We start from the raw sequence: 15,441 nt of genomic DNA, 5'->3' as shown, positions 1-15,441 counted from the left end.
AGCCCGTACGGTCCATTAGATTATGCCCGGCCACCGCCGTAATTCAGGCAGCCGGGCTACACGCCTTGCGGGAACAAGGCATCCAGCGCAGGGCAAGGCCGTTTTTCCAGATACTTTTCAAGCGGTGCAGGCATGTTGCTATATATATCCTTCAACGAGGTACCGCCATAAATATTGCCGATAATAACCGGATGGCACAGCTCGGAGATCAGAATATCACCGTTGCCATGCAGATGCAGCTGCTTCATGCCTTCGATGCAATGCGGGAAGTAGACGCCCGGCTGCTCCTCGAAGCCCATAGGTTCCATGAAACGGTCCATACAGGTGAAGTAGAGTGTGGTATCCTCCGGCTTGCGGGCAATCAGCTCATTGACGGCATTCTTCAGCTGCTCACGGGCCGCAATCGCCTTCCAGCCGGTATGCCCCATAATGATACTGTTCTGGATTTCATGCGTTCTTACGCCCATGGAGTAGACATGCTGACTGATCTCCTGCATATGATCCTGCGTCTCATTGAACAGCAGCGTCTCCAGCACCACATTCACCGGCGTTGTGGCGAACATCGTGATGTTCTCTCTGATCTTGTGATAGACACTCGGATGAATATTATAATACCGCGAGAAGCCTTCGGCGGTGGTGAAATTGAAGGAAATATGGATTGTTGTCAGGCCTGCGTCTACCAGTTGACCAATGCGCTCTTCGTTCAGCAGACTGCCGTTCGAGTTCAACTGGGTCTGAATCCCGCGGGAGGTGCAGTATGCCACGATATCCACGCAATCCTGAAATTTCAATGTAACCTCTCCGCCCGAAAGGCGCACGCGCTTCAGATTGGGCAGGTCCTCCAGAATGCGGATGACTTCCTTACCGTCAAGGGTCTGACCATCATTTCTATTATAAGCGCAGCAATAATCACAGCGGAAATTACAGTTCGAGGTCACACCGACTTCCAGCCCTTCCAGCTCATAGGTCATCGGCTTATCCAGTTCCAGTGCTTTATATTTCGTACTCATCCTCTATAGTCCTCCCTATTTGTTGAAACGTCAATTGTAAGGTCAACCTATAGAATTATACAGGTTTGCTCTCAGGGGTAATGTGACATTTGATATCGCCAGCCTGAATAGCCAGGATGCTGCGTAACAGGCAGACGCCTAAGAGGGACTATGAGGTCATATATTTGACAAAAAGACTGCCGCATGGCCGCAATCACCATACAGCAGTCTTAACTCAGCTTGTAAAATGAAATGAATCTATCCTTGCCTAAAGACTTGCAGCGGATTCTATAATTCCACCGCTTCTCCCATCCGGCTCATCACCGGCTGGCCGATGAGGCCCAGACGCCAGATGGCGATTCCCTTAAGCCCGTAACGTTTGGCTAAATCTATCTTGGCATTGACAGAGGATTCGTTCTCGCTGTATACCGAAATTCCGAGAATCAGCTTGTCCTTGCCGACTTGCTTCAGCGCCAGCCGGATACTCTCATCGACCTTATTCATCGGCTCCGGTCCCGTCTCCCCTTCGTAAGCGTAAGCCATGATGACCAGATCATCTGCCAGGGAGCCCAGCGTCTTGTAATCATAACCTTTGTAGGAGCTGTTCAGCGGATGCAGAATGACGGTCAGCTTCAGGCTGGCGGCGCGTGCAGCCACGGAGAGATTCTTGACGAATGTATTGTACTGGCTCTGCACAAGCGCTTTGTCTCCGGTCAAGCCCAGCCCTTCCAGGTCCAGTCCAATGCCCTTGAATCCCTTCTGCGAGGCCAAATCTACAATACTTGCAATCGTCTGCTTCTGCAGCTGCGGGTCCTCCAGATTCTTGCTCAGCTCTAGAGACGAATCACTGGAATAGACCATCAGATAAGGAGCGGTCCCTCCCGCTGCGGCATTCTGTACAATGGATTCCGGTGTAACCTCACCGGCAGCCTCCGGCCACCAGAAGTCTTTGCCGGTGGTGGTGAATTGGCCGGTGGCGTCAATCCGGGCCCAGCCAAAGGCAACCGCATCAAAGCTTGGAATCAGCGATACTTCGCTGTAGGCCTTCTGCGCATAGAAGCCCAGGGTATACATGTCCTTCTTCGGAGAGGTAATGGAGACGGTCTTGGTAGCCTGATTCCAGGAAGCGGCCGCCCCGAACTGCTGGCTGAAGAATTTGAGCGGAATCATCGTGGTACCGCGGATATCCTGCGGGGCTACCTCCAGCTTCACCACCGCCCCGTTCACGACGGCATTCTTGCTGCCGAGGGTCAGGACAACCTTTATCGGAGCTGCTCCAGCAGCGGGAGGTTGCGTCGCGGTGATTATGCGGGCAGCCTGATTCCACTGCACTTGAATGCCAAGTGCTTCTGAGATAGCGCGGAAGGGCACCATGGTCGTGCCGTTCATCATAACGGGCTCTACCGGGAACGGCAGCGGATATCCGTCCAGCATGATATTAATCCCGGCAGGTGCAGCTTGGGCAGCACTTGCCGGAAGCGCAGAGTAGCCGCCCAGTGAGATCGCTGCGCATAATACTATTTTGGCCAAATGCTTCATTCATTAGGTCCCCATTCTCTAATAGATAGATTATGAATCTCTTATACCTTACATCCCCTACTATTCTATCAAACTAGATAATTATAGCAATTAAGAGATTGTAACCTATTGGGAGATTCCTCTGTCCGGGGTTCGCCTGCACCTACATGAACATGTTCAAAAAGACACCTACCGCCCGTTCTGCATCCACCTCCACCGCCACCTCGATGAACTGTCCTTCCTTGGGCTGCGCCCGCAAATCAGCAACCACCATCCCGGAGGTGAATGCGCCCTGATGCTCTACACGAACCTTCATCTTGCGGCAGGTCACTAAGTCAGGCTGAAGGGCAGCCATCAGAGCCAGCGGATCATGCAGCGGAGCGCTGTTGATCAGATAGTTAGCCTCGCGGTAAAAATTGAAATAATATTGCAGCGACTCTTCCATAAAGTCTATCACTGCCTTGTTCTCTTCCCGCCCATGGCGCTTCAGCAGCTCCAGATGCTCCGAAGTAATCCGTGTCTGCAGCGTAACATCCAGCCCTATCATCATGACAGGCAGTCCCGAGGTGAATACACGGTCGGCTGCTTCCGGATCGCCCCACAGATTGGCTTCGGCAACCGGCGTAACATTGCCCGGCTTAAAGACCGTGCCGCCCATCACCACAACCTTCTTCAGCTTGGTGGTCAGCTGCGGGTCCAGATCCAGAGCCAGCGACAGGTTGGTCAGCCGTCCGAGCGTCACCAGCACCAGCTCTCCCGGATTCTCGTCCGCCATCCGCACAATGAATTCTGCCGCCGTCTCCTGCACCGGCACCTGCCGGGCGGGAGGCAGCTCTACGCCGCCAATGCCATTCTCCCCGTGAACATGTGTGGAGAAGCCTGTAAGCTCGCGCACCAGCGCCCGGGAAGCCCCAAGCGCTACCGGGATCTCATATCCCGGATCGGCGAGGGCGAGCAGCCGCAGCGTGTTATCCGCCGCCTGCTGCACATCAATGTTGCCAAACACCGTTGTAATTCCCTCCACCACTACCTCCGGTGACCGAAGCGCGTACAGAATCGCCAGTGCATCATCTATTCCTGTATCACAATCAATAATCATTCGGGTTCTGCTGCTCATCTCTATCTCTCCCACTCTCTATTTATACTTACTCTTATACATACTCTACCAGCTACTTACTCTATCAGCCGTACTGCCCATCTTATCACGGGTCTGGGGTCTGCTCAATAAGAGAGTATGGTAGATAAGACGCACTTAAGAGTTGAACTTGAAGCTTGGCGTCACTGCGGTGAACATTTGGACTTCCGGCCGCTGTTGTCCCCAGATTTCTTGATTTAAACCACTGTTCGCGGTGGAAATCCGGGGACTAAGGCGGTCGCTACCGCTCCTACAGTTCCAAATTTCCCCTTCGCTTCTCTTGCTTTTTGTTATTTTCTTTAGTGCTTCTTATATAGATGAATATATTAGAAGAGAGGAGCGAGTTGGGGGAGGGAGTTAGAGCAGATTGTTGCAGTTTAGGCAGGATTCCGGCTAGACTGATGCCCCGCAGCATGGATTGTTGCAGTAATTGCAGGAGGTTCCCCTGGCAAAAAACAAAAAAACGCCGCTCCCTCCGAACAGAATGTTCAAGAGGAAAACGGCGGTAACTATTAGCGGTACCATTATATGCGCGGCAATATCTATTTCACATAAGCAGCAGCCGCCCGGACGAACCGCTCCAGCGCCTCGGCCAGAAGAGAACGCGGGCAAGCGAGATTAATCCGCAGATGGCCTTGCCCTTCCGTTCCGAACACAGACCCTTCATTAAAAGCCACCTTCGCCTCACGGTACATCAGCTGCTTCAGCCCGTCCGAATCGAGTCCAAGCGAACGGCAGTCGATCCATAGCAGATAGGTCGCTTCAGGCTTCATCGGCTGCACCTGCGGAAGATGCTCTGCGAGGTAGCGGACGGCATACTCTGCATTGCCGCTGATATGCTGCACCAGCTCATCCAGCCATTCTTCGCCTTCATTATAAGCGGCCTCTACAGCCTCCGGCGAGAAGAACGGGGACATATGCAGGCTAAGCGTCTTCAGCTTGTAGTCGAATTTGCGCTTCAGCTCCGCATTGGAGGTTACGATATACGAGGTCTGCAGACCCGGCAGATTGAAGGTCTTGGTTGCTGCCAGTGTGGTCAGTGTAATATCGGACAGCTCCGGTGACAGGGAAGCAAACGGGATATGCTTGTGTCCCGGCATAATCATATCGCAATGAATCTCATCTGAGATCACCGTTACCCCGTACCGCAGGCACAGCTCTCCCAGACGCAGCAATTCTTCCCGTTCCCATACTCTGCCGCCCGGATTATGCGGATTGCACAGCAGCAGCAGCTTCGCACCGCCGGCCATCAGCTCTTCAAGCTGGACATAATCCATCACATACCGGCCTGCTTCGAGCTTCAACGGGTTGACTGCGACCTTACGGTCATTCATGCGGATGACATCATAGAACGGATAGTATACCGGCGACTGCAGAATCACCTGATCGCCCGGCTGACTGAACAGCTCCACGGACAGGCTGAGCGAGGTTACAATCCCCGGGGAATCCGAGATCCATTCCGGCTGAATCTCCCAGTCATGGCGTCTGCGGTACCAGCCCACAATCGCTTCTTTGTAGGAGTCACCCGTCACGCTATAGCCGTATACCCCTTGCTGCACACGGCGCAGAATCGCTTCCTTCACGGCAGGAGGGCTCTCGAAGTCCATATCTGCCACCCAAAGCGGAAGAATCTCCTTGTCTCCGAACAGCTGCTCGGACTGGTCCCATTTGTAGGAACGGGTATTGCGGCGGTCAATAATACGGTTAAAATCGTACTTCAACTAAAATCACCCCATCCTTTCTGCTTGTCCGTTTATTGTAACATGGGCGGAGATTTCCGGCACCCTGGTTCCATGCTGGCGGAGATAGAGCCTTCTACAGCGTCCGCTTCAGCCTCCCTTGCGCAGCCGTTCCAGCGACTGGCCCAGCCGGACCTCCTCGAGCGGCTTCAATACATAATCCGCAATATTCTGGTCGAAGGCCCACAGGGCATGCTGCTTGGTCTCTGTGACAACCACGATCTGAATATCCGGCAGCCTCCTTTTCACAAGCTCAGCTACAACGACTCCTTGCTGGCCGGGCAGCTGAAGATCCAGAAACAGCACATCGGGCTGCAGCAGGACAATTTGGTCCACGACATTCTGGGGATAGGCTGACATGCCAATCACAGTCACCTTGCCGGTGTGCTGCAGCATGGATGAGAGCTTATAGAGATCCGTCTGGTTCACGTCCAGCAAATATGCCTTAATCATTAGGGTTCCTCCTCCTTCCATAGCGGGACTTGCCGAATACATCCGTAGACTTCACTCTAAAAAAAGTGCTGTCCCTGCGTTTCCCAAGAAACGTCAGAGGACAGCCACAGTCAATATTATGTTGCAGCCTTAAGGTTCAGCTGCTTCTGGTCTTTCTTAGACTCAGAAGGATGCGGGCAGCAAGCTGCGCAGATCCTCCATATTCACAACCAAATGAATGTTGTTCATGGTCCGCAGGGAGCCGGAGATGATACCGGCAAGCTCGCCATGTGAATCCAGCAGCGGCCCCCCCGACATTCCGCTGGCCACCTGGGCAGAAGCCAGTATCCGGCTTCTGCCGTTAATGTCCGCAGCCGGTGTATTGACGATGCCCTCTGTGATGATCGCCGTATTCTTAAGCGGATAGCCAAGGGCAAACACAGCTTCACCATGCTTCACTGCGCTCTTGCGCAGCGGAAGATATGCATAGGCATTGCCCTTTTGCTTCATTGCAGCAGGACCCGGCAGTTCAAGCACCGCCACATCCTTAAGCTCATCGAACTTGGTGACTTTAATCGGACTGATAAGACTTCCGTCCGCCATGACCCCTTCGATCCGCTGCGCGCCTTTGACCACATGATACGCCGTTGCCGCTGTTCCATCCGGGGACAGGATAATTCCTGTCCCGGTGGAGCTGGCTGTGCCGTCGCTTTTCAGCACACGCAGATAGAACATGGCCTGACTCGCAATTCCGTAGCTTTGTTCGGCGCTATACACATAGGGTGTATCGGCGCTGGTAGTGTCTGAGTAGAAAAGCACCGCCGAGATCAATAAGAAAATCAGGCTTACGGCAAGCAGCTTTGTTTTCATCCGCCAACCTCCTTCACCTATATATTACTGTTATTTCACAGCCGACATGATGTCTTTGTAAGCCCAGTGGGTAGCCGGAAGATCCTTGAACCGCACAGCCGTAACATTCAGCTTCTTCGTCCCGGCAATCCGGTTGATCAGCACTACCGCCTGCGCACGGGTAATCGGTGTTCCCGGCTTGAAGGTTCCGTCAGGGAAGCCTTGCACATAACCTGCCTGGGACAAGGCATTGACATATTTCTCCGCCCAGTGTCCGCGCATATCCTTCTGCTTCGCAGCTCCGGCCTGAGTAACATCGAGCTTCAGCACCGTAGTCATGATTTTGGAGAATTCAGCCCGGGTCAAGCCCTTGGTTCCGCCAAACCCGCCGTCCGGGTAACCTTCAATAATCCCCGCCGCAGCGAAGAATCCGCTTAGGGACTCATTCTCGGCATTCACATCATTGAACAGGTTGCCCACATTCACTTCTTCCATATCAAGCAGCGGAGCCAGCGACTGGATCAGCTCATATCTGGTAATGGCCGCATTAGGCATGAACAGGCCATTCGGATAAGCTGCGATATACTTAATCTCTCCGCTATTCTGTTTCAGGCTGTACTTGGCATTCTCCACCACATACTCAATGGTAATCACAGTATCGTCTTTATCTGTGATCGCTTTGATCGTCATACTCTTGGTGATCAGCAGCTCACCGGTGTATTTGGTACTCTTGGTAGTCGGAATGCTTCCGTCTGTTGTGTAGTAGATCGTCTGGCCTTCTGGAGCGGTAAGCTTCAGCTTGCTGTTCCTCACGATCTTGACCGGAGCTTCACTGTCACCATGCACCGTCGATCCGCCTGCAATAGCAGTAATCGCCGGGGTTACAGGCTCAGGTGTTGGACTCGGAGCCGGAGCAACAGGTCCAGGGCCCCCGGGGCTGCCAGGACCAGGGCCAGAGCCAGGGCCGGGATTAGGTACTATAAGCGTCCAGGTCCAGGTTGCAGCCGGACTGTATTCTTTGCCTGGAACAATAGTAATTGCTTTAACCGTCGTAGTGCTCTTTAGATCAATAGCTTCGCTGTACAGATTCGATGCTTCGGTAGGATTCGTACCGTCCAGCGTATAGTAGATACTTCCTCCCTGCTCGCCTGTTGCCAGTTCCACCTTCACTTCACTGATGAAATTCTTATCCGCTGGCGTTGCCGTTGGTGCAGTTGCCGAGCTAGGGTACTGGAGTGCAGCCGTATTGATGGCAATACTTCTGCTCTGTCCGCCTGCTGTTGCCTTCAGTACTGCGCTGCCGCCTGATTTCAGACTGCCCGCAGCACCGTTCACTTCAGCCTTGGAGTGATCAGCACTCCAGGAGAGTGCTCCGCCGCTGCTCAAGTTGAATGCCGAACCCACGCGGTTAATCAGGTCCTGCGGGTTCAGAATTACAGCCGCTGAAGCCAGGGTTCCTTCCTCTGTTCCGTCAAAGGCCAGAAGTACCGGATAGAAGCTACTCTGCGCCTTCCAGATTCCAGATTCCAGACCTGCCGGGAGATTCGCACCGGTCAGCTCGGTGCCCGTAAGCCCCATGGCACTGCTGCTGTTGCCGGCTACCGCCTGTCCATCCAAATTGTAGAAGGCAATATTATTCTTCAGCATTTGTCTGTTGAACAAGGACCCGCTGATGGTTGCCTGGTCCGATTTCTGTCCGGCAATCCCTCCGAAGAAGGCCTGCAGCGGCAGAATCTTGCCTTTCACTCCAGCCTTCACTTCTCCCGTATTCAGGGAAGAAGTAATGGTTCCGCTCTCCGCCAGACCGGCGATGCCGCCAGCCCATGCGGTAGACATGCCTTCTGCGGTAACTGCTCCGGCAGAATAGCTGTTCTTGATCGCTCCCGCGTTCAGACCGCTGATCCCGCCAGCGATAGCCTGGGCCGAAGCCACATGGACATCGCCATAGACCATCGACTCGGTGATTGTACCTTCCGCACTGTTCTCACCGGCGATGCCGCCAACCGCCAGTGTGGCCGAAGCATCAATATTTCCTTTGGACACGGCCTGGTGAATCACTCCGGCATTACGGCCGGCGATTCCGCCTTTACGGCCCTGTCCCGAGAGAGTAACGCCTTCATTCACAGACTTCTCAATGAGGCCTTGATTCAAGCCTGCTACTCCGCCTGCGGCAGCACTGCCAGTTACGGAACCGCTGGCCTTCACATTCTGGATGACTGCGCCTGTGTGGTTGATTCCGGCAGCAACACCGGAATTCACTGCGCCGGAAATATCCGCTCCCGTAAAGTTAACATTCAGAAGCTGACCGTAGTTTTCTCTAATGAATCCGGCAGTCTGCTGCTCTGAGGATCTCAGTGTAAGTCCGCTGAGCGTATGACCTTGACCGTCCAATACTCCCTTAAAGCTGTCGAACGCAGTCCAAGGGCTTCCGGCCAGATGGATATCCGCCCCGAGCAGAATGGTTGCCAGCTCCGGCTTATCTTCAGCGGTTCTGTTGAACAGCTTGTAATAATTCAGCCCGGTCTCGTTATAGAACAGGACTGCCCCCGCCAGCTGCAGCGGAGTCTGCACCGTAATGGTTGCGTCCGTCAGATCGTGCAGGAAGGAGGTATCCACATCCAGATTCCATCGTCCGGAACTCAGCGGATTCACCGCTGCTGTACTCACGGCAGCCGCGGCTGCACCTGCATTATGACCTGCGGCAGGCAGCGTGCCTGTGTACGACGAACCAACAATTTTGCCATCCCGGAAGTTGTAGCCGACCAGCGCGCCTGTTAGGACGTTTTTGCCTGCTACATTCACTGAAATCTCTGGAACATTGGCATATACGCCTGTCAGCGTCCCGTCATTATAACCGGCAAAACCGCCGTTGTAAGAGCGGGTCGAAGACTTCACGCCTACAGTGGAAATCTTGCTCTGCAATGCGTAAGAATTGCTGATGCTGCCGCTCCGCTCCACCGCTGCTGCGAATCCGCCGCTGCGTGTGTCGAAGCCGGTATTGCCGAGTTCACCGGAAGCATAAGAATCCGTGATCGAATAATGATCTACTGAACCCGCGAAGCCCCCGACATAAGAGCCTAATCTGCCGCTGACATTCAGCTTGCCTGTTGCATAGGATGTCTGAATCTGTCCGGCAACCGTACCGTTCTCACCCAAGAGTCCGGCGAAGCCGCCTGCATAAATCGTATTATCCTGATTGGTATCTGTAATCAATACCTGAATATCCGTATGGCTATGCGTAATTTTGACTGCATCCCCCATACCGATAACTCCGCCTGCACGAGTCGCAGGTACAGATTGACCTAGTGTTACCGCCGATCCAACAGTAATTTCCTCCCCGGAGCCGGCGATGACTTTACTGTAATGAATCTCGCCGCCAGCTCCCCGGCCAACGAGTCCGCCGACATTATTCACTCTGTTGTTATCCGCGTGCAGGCCGCTTCTGACAATGGTATCTACAATGATCCCGCTGCTGTATCCGGCAACTCCGCCTGCATTCACTGTGTTACCACCCGTTACCTTCACATCGGAAGCAACCTCTGAGCTATAGATGGAGGCATTGGTATTCTTACCGGTCAAACCGCCTGTGTAGAGGTCAGCGCTATGGTCTGCTCCAGTAACCGTTATGGTGCCGTTCTGAACGTTGGCAATGTAAATGCCCTTGTACAGCGGGTAAGCTTTGCCAAAATCAAAGCCCTGATGGATATCCTCCGCTGAGATTGATCCGGCAATCCCTCCGACCGCAACCTCTCCGCTCTTCGCCGCCGCCTGAAGATCAGGTGATGACTCCGCATGGTAGAGGATAGAATTATCGCTCACTCCCAGAATACCTCCGGCAGTGATCACTTCACCTGCGGCCTGCAAGGATGCCTTGAACCGGACATCATTGATCGCCGTATGGGTAGCCGATCCGGCAATCCCGCCGAGGACAGCCTTCAGACTGTCGCTAGTCGTAGCCAGCTTCACGCCTTCAACGGCTGCATGCTCCATATCGAAGCTGCTGCCGTTATCTGCCGAGCGGGCCAGCATTCCGCCGAGTCTGCCTTTTTTCATGCCTACAACACCACCGGCAGTACCGCCCGACGTCAGTTGTACGCCGCTTCCGGAGCCTGTCACTGTAACCTTACGGATGCTGTTCCCCGCGTCCGATTGGCCGATCATACCGCCAAGGATGGAGTCCAGTCCCCGTGCTTCCAGGGTTCCGTCTGCGAAGGTCACTGTCAGATCGGCTGCTTCTCCAGACTCGTAATGCCCGATGAGTCCGCCAACCGTAGATTCAATTCCCGTAGAGGAAATCCGGTACCGCGAATTCACCTCAAGGGCAAGACCCGTTACCTCGCCATTCTGAACCCCGATAATTCCTCCGATAATTGCATGGTCGGCTGCGCTGCCGATACTGCCGTCCTTATCGTGAATGACATAAGTTTCTGCTGTAATGTCCGCTGTATTATCGCCGATAATTCCTCCGGCAATGCCGCCTTCAGCTATCGTCTCTATCCGGCTTCCGCCGTCCAGCGTGAGCTGCAGGCCTGTAATACTGCCTGAGTTCTGGCCAATAATACCGCCGACAATTCCGCCGCTGACCTTCACGCCGCCCAGCAGCTTAAGCTCCACATTGTTAACTGTCCCCAGGTTCGTCCCGGCCAGTACGCCGGTGTAGCCGTTACCGGCAACCGACAGAGGTTCAAGATTGATGTTCTGCACTACAGCCTTGGCTCCGATCACGCCGAACAATCCGGAATGAGTATACACAGGCTGAAGCGTTAAGCCGTCGATCAGGTGACTGTTCCCTTCGAATGTTCCTTCAAAAGGCTTGGCTTCCTTATCGCCGATAGGTACCCATTGCTTGGACTGGATATGGATCGGATTCATAACCGTCACCGTTCTGTCCGCAAAGTCGAAGGCGTCCACACCGGCAATCGTGCCGTTGACAATACCCGCCAGACCGGCAAACTCAGCCTCCGAGGTGATCTGGAAGCCGATGGCATCCTTATCCTTCATGTACCAGTTGATATTGGCGTTCACGTTATTGCCGTTATCTCCGCCGGTATTGGCAATACGGTTGACTTCAGGATACCGGTATACTGCGCTCAGTGAGCCGTATTTCCAGGCGCCTTCGAAGTCCCAGCCTGACAATCCCGGGAAGACGGTTCTGTCCTTCAGCGTCTCCGACAGGATCGTGGTCAGCCGGACATGCACGTTCAGCCACCGGTGATTGCCTTCCGCGAAATCAGGCAGATCGCTGTTGATATTCAGTGCTTCGTCTTTAATATAGTAGGATTTATAGAGCAGCTCTTTACTGGCATTATCATACCGTCCGGCGAAACCACCGGCATAAGCACTCTTATCCTTCGCTACAGTAACCTCTGCCGCTGAGTAAGCATTGCTCACCTTACCGTTTGTAATTCTGCCAATGAATCCGCCGGCATAAGAATTATTGTTCGCAGCGTTAACACTTTTCGCCACATAGGAGTTCTTGATCGTACCGCCGGAATGTTCTCCGACCAGACCGCCGACAATGGTATAGACGTTGTTCGCCGTAACCTTGGAGGAGGAATACGATTGTTCCACCGTACCGGCTGTATTTCTGCCGATCAGTCCGCCCAAGTAGACCGAAGCGCCTGCTGTTCCTTTGGCACTGCCGGTAACATCAATATCTACATAAGATCCAATAACCGCACCGGCATTCTCACCGGCGAGTCCCCCGGCATGAGTCCCTGTACCCTCAATGGTCAAGTTGGCATTAGAATACGTGTAATAGAGTATTCCTGATGTTGTATTGACACCGGCCAGACCGCCGATGACGGAAGAATCGCCTCTTGAGATTACCGTGATCTTATCGGTAATACTGTTATTGGCAATCAGACTGCGGTTCTCGCCAACCATTCCGCCCACAATGGCATTCGCGGAAACGGCTGAGACTGTACCCAGCGTCCGGGTATTCTGAATCGTGCTGACTGAGGTCACAGGATTCAATACCGGATCAACACTCTGGGCCGCATTAAGGCCCACAACTCCCCCGACATAAGAGGAGACCGCACCGGCATTAGCCTTCAGATTGAGAGCACTGATATAAGTGTTCGCAATAACTCCTGAAGTACTGCCGTGGTTGTATCCGGCAACCCCGCCTGCCGTAGCGCGTGGGGCGTTAAGTGTCAGACTAACCGCTGATCCTGCCAGACGCTCCAGCCTGGAGGCTTCATTGTAGCCTACAATACCGCCAATATAAGCATCTGTAGCCGCTGGTGCTACCAGAATCAGCATATTTTCCACATTCACAATTTTGCTGTCACTGATGATGCTGCTGTTCTCAAGCGCACCTGCGAGTCCGCCAACAGACGGTTTCGCCGCTTGCGCCTGGATGAGCATCAGAGCACCATCTTCCGCGTTCACTTCCGGAGCTGTAATATCCGTAGTTGCAGCAGCCCCTACGATTGCTCCCGCTTTGGATTCCACAGCACTCAAGGTAATCATCGGTTCATCCCCGGGAACATTCAGCACAGCCGATGTAATTCCTGCCCGCTCGGCAGAATCCGCTGCCCCTTCCGAATGTCCGGCGATCCCGGCGGCTTCCGCGCGTACACCCTTAGCTTCAATCGAGAGCTGGGTCACTGTAGCGTTAACCAGCTGTCCGGCATTGAGACCGGTATTCCCGCCAAGCTGATTATCCGCACCTGTTGCGGTGATAACTACATTCTCCGCATGATTGTACGGAGAAGCTGCTGCCGAATGGTTCTCGCCGAACATTCCGCCCGCTTTTACCGCAGCGCCTGTAGCCTTGATGTCGATACGGTTCGTATGTCCATTGAACTGGGCAGCCGAGTTATGTCCTGCGCCGCCGCCGAAGCTCACCTTATCGGCCTTCAGCTCTGTGCGAAGATCCTGCACTTCCACAGGCACAGCGGCAGACCCGATTACCGCATCAGCGTTCAGCTTACCTGCTGCGCCGCCGATGATATACCCGCTTCTTCCGGCTTCATTCAGGAAGCTGATGCGGGCAGCCTTGCCGCCGGTCAGAACCAGTGGCTTAGTATTCACGCCCACAAGTCCGCCGAACGTGATATTGTCCTGACTATCTGCCGGACCCGCTACCGCAGCCTTGAGAATCAAAGTGCTGTAGCCTGCCGAAGCAGCATCCCCGGCAGTAATGCCGTTCATGGTTCCCTGTGCGTTACCGGCAATCCCGCCGGCAATCCCGCCAGCAGAAGTGATCTGCAGCGTTGCATATTTAATAGAAGAATTATTCAGGGTGCCTTCCAAATAGCCGGCGATTCCGCCGATGGTTCCATCGGAAGTAATCTCCAGATGCTCTCCTTCCGTCTTACCTGTCACTGAAGATGTAATAGTTCCGCCGACTTCGTAACCCACAATCCCGCCGGTGTATACATCCGCAGTACCTTTAACATTCAGTGCACCTGTGGAGGAGGCCTGGGTGATGTTCCCGCCAGCATCATAACCGGCAATCCCGCCGGTATAGACACCTTTGCCGCCGTTAACCGAGATCAGTTCTTCATTCTTAAATACCCCTGCCGCAGCGTTGCTGGTTACCAGCCCGCCTGCGGCATATCCGACGAATCCGCCAGTAGCTACATTTTCTGATCCTGTTGCAGTTACCTTCTGTGTATTCACATAAGGATTCGTCCAGGTGAATGTACTGCCGGTATATCCGGCAATGCCGCCCGTATATACGTTCTTGCCGCCGTTATTGGTAACCGGCGCCGTATTCACAAACGTAATGGAAGCCGCTTCACTTGCTACCGTACCTGTTGCACCTACCAGCGCTCCGGCTGCTGAATTAACTGCCGCTGCTGCATTAACGGTAATTGCACCGTTATTGGTAGTCATATTGGAGAACACTACGGTGTTGTCCACTTTACCGACAATGCCGCCTGCTGCAACCTGATTCCCGCCAGCGATGGTGACAGAAGCCGTATTGATGATTGGAGTATCTTCATCATTTAGACGAAGCGAGCCTGCGGTGTGCCCTGCGATCCCGCCTGCGGTGAGTACGGAACTGTCTGTACCCTGGGCAAGAATAGCTCCATGATTGACCACTTTTTTGATGATAATGCCTCTGGAATCGCCGTAGCCCATAATTCCGCCGATGTCGGCTGAACCATGCGCTGTAACGGTTCCGTTGTTGATTGAGTTAGAGATCATGCCTTCGCCCATTCCGACAATTCCGCCGGTGAAGGAGTGATACGGAGAAGCATGAGTGCTGATATTGATATGGTTGGTAATATCAAAAACAATGCTGCTGCCGCTCATTTTACCTACTGCGGAGCCTGCATAGACATCATAAGTAACTCCGGTAACCGTGATCGAGCCTGTGTCAAAGTTCAGGCCGCCTACTGTACCGCCTTCCATATTACCTACCAAGCCCTGGTATGAAAGACTCTGCACTACATTCATCCCGGAGATTGTCTTCATCAACCCGCCTTCCGTGATCAATGTGCCCCGGAACGGATGCTCGGCGGTACCGATCGGCACCCACTGGTAAGCAGAGAGATTCAGATCGTCCGTAATCTCCAGAATTTTCCCGCTCAGTCCGTTTACGGTGCCTTCATTAACGAGCTTGGATACACCTGCCAGCTCTTCAGCATTCTTAATTTTGAAGGTATCATTAGTCGGCACATACCATCTGGTATCAGCCGCGCTGTCCCAGGTCTGCGGATCAGCCTTGGCCATGATGCCTCCGGCCACTGCCGCAACGACAATTACCGCCAGCGCTAATAGATAACCTATCCATGATTTTCGCTTCAAAGCCATGTTGACACCA

At 53.7% G+C, this 15,441-nt stretch carries 7 protein-coding genes; all 7 read right to left on the bottom strand.

Translation table 11 applies throughout. The annotated features are described in order from the left end of the window. Positions 1-56: 56 nt before the first annotated feature. Positions 57-1,010 carry a radical SAM protein gene (locus tag KDC22_RS10595; RefSeq protein WP_211722989.1) on the bottom strand — a complete coding sequence of 318 codons (954 nt, stop codon included), beginning with the start codon at positions 1,008-1,010 and terminating at the stop codon, positions 57-59. Between the two features lie 267 nt (positions 1,011-1,277). After that, positions 1,278-2,528, bottom strand: a complete 1,251-nt coding sequence (locus tag KDC22_RS10590) for a stalk domain-containing protein (RefSeq protein WP_211722988.1) — start codon at positions 2,526-2,528, stop codon at positions 1,278-1,280. A 142-nt stretch (positions 2,529-2,670) separates the two neighbouring features. After that, positions 2,671-3,624: a nucleoside hydrolase gene (locus tag KDC22_RS10585; protein ID WP_211722987.1), complete on the bottom strand. Its 954-nt coding sequence runs from the start codon at positions 3,622-3,624 to the stop codon at positions 2,671-2,673. Between the two features lie 560 nt (positions 3,625-4,184). Beyond that, the gene (locus KDC22_RS10580; RefSeq protein WP_211722986.1) at positions 4,185-5,363 is read right to left on the bottom strand and encodes a MalY/PatB family protein; all 1,179 of its coding nucleotides are present in this window, start codon (positions 5,361-5,363) and stop codon (positions 4,185-4,187) included. A gap of 108 nt (positions 5,364-5,471) precedes the next feature. Then, entirely contained in the window at positions 5,472-5,834 is a 363-nt protein-coding gene (locus KDC22_RS10575; protein WP_173139090.1) for a LytR/AlgR family response regulator transcription factor, read from the bottom strand. Positions 5,835-5,996: 162 nt separating this feature from the next. Continuing rightward, complete coding sequence (locus KDC22_RS10570) at positions 5,997-6,683, bottom strand: S1 family peptidase (RefSeq protein WP_211722985.1); 687 nt, start codon at positions 6,681-6,683, stop codon at positions 5,997-5,999. Between the two features lie 30 nt (positions 6,684-6,713). Continuing rightward, positions 6,714-15,431 (bottom strand): chitobiase/beta-hexosaminidase C-terminal domain-containing protein, encoded by an 8,718-nt coding sequence (locus tag KDC22_RS10565; RefSeq protein ID WP_211722984.1) that lies wholly within the window; start codon positions 15,429-15,431, stop codon positions 6,714-6,716. Positions 15,432-15,441 lie beyond the last annotated feature (10 nt).

The sequence above is a fragment of the Paenibacillus tritici genome (assembly GCF_018207515.1).
GTDB lineage: Bacteria > Bacillota > Bacilli > Paenibacillales > Paenibacillaceae > Paenibacillus_AQ > Paenibacillus_AQ tritici.
Note: the sequence above shows the minus strand (reverse complement) of the source record. Positions and strands in the feature narration are given on the sequence as shown.